Raw genomic sequence first — 2,405 nt, 5'->3', positions numbered from 1 at the left:
TATTCATGCATGACAATCACAATAAGTATTGACTACTTGTAATTGTTATGTTACGATAACCTTGTAAAAGATGTTATCGATAAAGTTGATCAGTGCCCTGGTGTTCCTTGAGAGCCAGGGCCATTTTACATTAAGGGGATTGTGATGGGGGACAAGCTGTTTAAAACTTATCGTGAGCAGATAGAAATACTTAGAAGCAGGGGATTGAAAGTTGATGAAGGAGCCATAGGAGTTCTTCAAACTGAAAATTATTATAATGTTATAAATGGTTACAAAGACCTGTTTCTGGAAATTGCATCACCCGAAGAGAGAAATTTAAGGATGGTGCCGACTTTGATGAAATCTATGCACTTTATGAGTTTGATAGGGAACTGCGTTTTATATTTTTAAAGCAGCTTTTAAAGCTGGAGACCAATATCAAGTCTGTGATTGCATATAAATTCTCAGAGAAGTACGGACATGACAATTATTTGAAACTGGGTAATTTTGATACATACAAAAACAACTCAGAGCTGCAATCTATAATGGCCGTAATTTCAACTTTGCAAAGGGCGATATCAGAACAGAGCGGGAAACATAATGCTATTACACATTATGTTACAAAATATGGCTACGTTCCTTTTTGGGTATTGGTAAGTGTCCTGACATTTGGCAATATCAGCAAATTTTATGGGATAATGAAACTTACGGATAGACAGGCTGTTGCTAAAGAATTCGGATTGCAGGAAAATATTCTTCGCAGTTATCTTAAAGCGATGTCACTATTTAGAAATATATGCGCGCATGATGAAAGATTATATAACACAAAGCTTAATGGAGTTGAAATAAAAGCAGGTCCTATACATGCTGAGTTGCAAATATGTAAAAATGCTAACGGAAAGTACCTGCAAGGAATTAATGATGTATTTTCTTTAATGATTTGTATAAAAGAACTATTGCCGCAGAATAGAACAGCTGAATTTTCTGAGATGGTCAGAATAATAGACGGACAGTTGAAAAAACTCAGTTCCAAAATCCATACTATCAACATCAATGATATTTTACATCTCATGGGATTTCCAGAGAATTGGAAAGAGGTTGAATTGTCTAAAATCCAGGAATAAAAAGTTATTAATTTAGGCCGGACGGGTGCTGTAATAGGCACTCGTTTTTTTGTCCCAAAATTGGAGGTGAACCCATATGGCAATAGACCCGGCTACCGCAAAGATACTTGCACAATTAGCCTTAAAGGCAGCTGCTGATGAGGAAGCACGGAAAAGAATCATTATGATTGCACTGATACCGGTAATATCGGTGCTTTTAAATCTGACCATGTTTGTGTATATCATTACGCATCCACTGGAATATTTGAGTACAATATTTTCCGACAATGAGCTTGCTCAGGTGACACAGCTACATGACAGTTTTTCACTTGACCAGACCATTGATATAAATGATGCAAGCTACAGGGAAAGCAACGGCATTGATTATTCGGGAGTAACCTTTTCTGATGGGGCTATCGATGTAGTGTATTTCAATCAGGCTGACAAAAGATGGGCAAACAAACCTTATGGCAAAACAGGAACCATCGGCACGAGCGGCTGTGGGCCGACATCACTGGCAATGGTGGTTTCAAGCCTACTTGGACATTCCTCAGAGAGGATGACCGGCGATAGCAGAGGAGTGTCCACTTACCCGGTTATTGATCCGGTTCAAATGAGTGAATGGGCATATGAAAACGGCTACCGGTGTGAGGGGAATGGTTCATACCATAGCCTGATTCCTGACGGAGCAAGGCATTTCGGATTAAAAGCGGAGGGCTGTACTGTAAATGAGCCGCAGAGAATTGTAGATGCTCTGGCGAACGGAAAACTTGTTGTTGCCATTATGGGAAAGGGCCATTTCACAAAATCCGGGCACTTTATTGTGTTAAGAGGGGTTACAGGCAAAGGTAAAATCCTTGTCGCAGACCCTATCAGCAAGAGCCGAAGCGAACAGGAGTGGGATATATCTTTAATTTTGAATGAAGCATGCAAGCAGGCGGGTTCAGGCGGGCCGTTCTGGATAATTTCGAAAGGAGAAAGCTATGAAAAAGAAGATCATCATTGAAATGTTTATCTATGTCATAGTTGTTGTGGTCGGCATTGTATTGTTAATTACGAGCAAGCCGGAGAAGAAGCCGATAAAAGTCAACTCAGATTTTAAGGTTGGAGAGCAAAGGGGGTACAGCCGTGATTCTGTATTTGTGCAGCAACCAGAACATTAACCTTTTTGACTTTGTGGAAAAAGAGCGTGGAATACCAATCAAGAAGATGTCCGGTCTTTTCAGACTGAAACAGTTTGTAATTCATGATGTCAGAAATTTAAGCCAATTTGATTTTTTTCTCATTGACCTTAAGGCTTTAAAGGATGCTGAAAGTGAAATT

4 protein-coding genes and 1 pseudogene are annotated in these 2,405 nt (G+C 39.5%); all 5 read left to right on the top strand.

Annotation, left to right across the window (positions count from 1 at the left end; translation table 11 throughout):
• The first annotated feature begins 144 nt into the window (after window positions 1-144).
• A complete protein-coding gene (locus PLH43_RS13225) occupies window positions 145-390 on the top strand; it encodes a hypothetical protein (RefSeq protein WP_324363888.1) in 246 nt (81 codons plus the stop codon).
• Window positions 297-1,103: an Abi family protein gene (locus PLH43_RS13220; protein ID WP_324363890.1), complete on the top strand. Its 807-nt coding sequence runs from the start codon at window positions 297-299 to the stop codon at window positions 1,101-1,103. The genes PLH43_RS13225 and PLH43_RS13220 overlap by 94 nt, the downstream gene beginning before the upstream one ends.
• A gap of 76 nt (window positions 1,104-1,179) precedes the next feature.
• Window positions 1,180-2,088 (top strand): C39 family peptidase, encoded by a 909-nt coding sequence (locus PLH43_RS13215; protein WP_324363886.1) that lies wholly within the window; start codon window positions 1,180-1,182, stop codon window positions 2,086-2,088.
• Complete coding sequence (locus PLH43_RS13210; RefSeq protein WP_324363884.1) at window positions 2,066-2,245, top strand: hypothetical protein; 180 nt, start codon at window positions 2,066-2,068, stop codon at window positions 2,243-2,245. The genes PLH43_RS13215 and PLH43_RS13210 overlap by 23 nt, the downstream gene beginning before the upstream one ends.
• Window positions 2,211-2,405, top strand: a pseudogene (locus PLH43_RS13205) (hypothetical protein); the annotation flags it as partial. The gene PLH43_RS13210 and the pseudogene PLH43_RS13205, both read left to right, overlap by 35 nt.

It is taken from the genome of Acetivibrio sp., assembly GCF_035371925.1.
Taxonomy (GTDB): domain Bacteria; phylum Bacillota; class Clostridia; order Acetivibrionales; family Acetivibrionaceae; genus Hungateiclostridium.
Note: the sequence above shows the minus strand (reverse complement) of the source record. Positions and strands in the feature narration are given on the sequence as shown.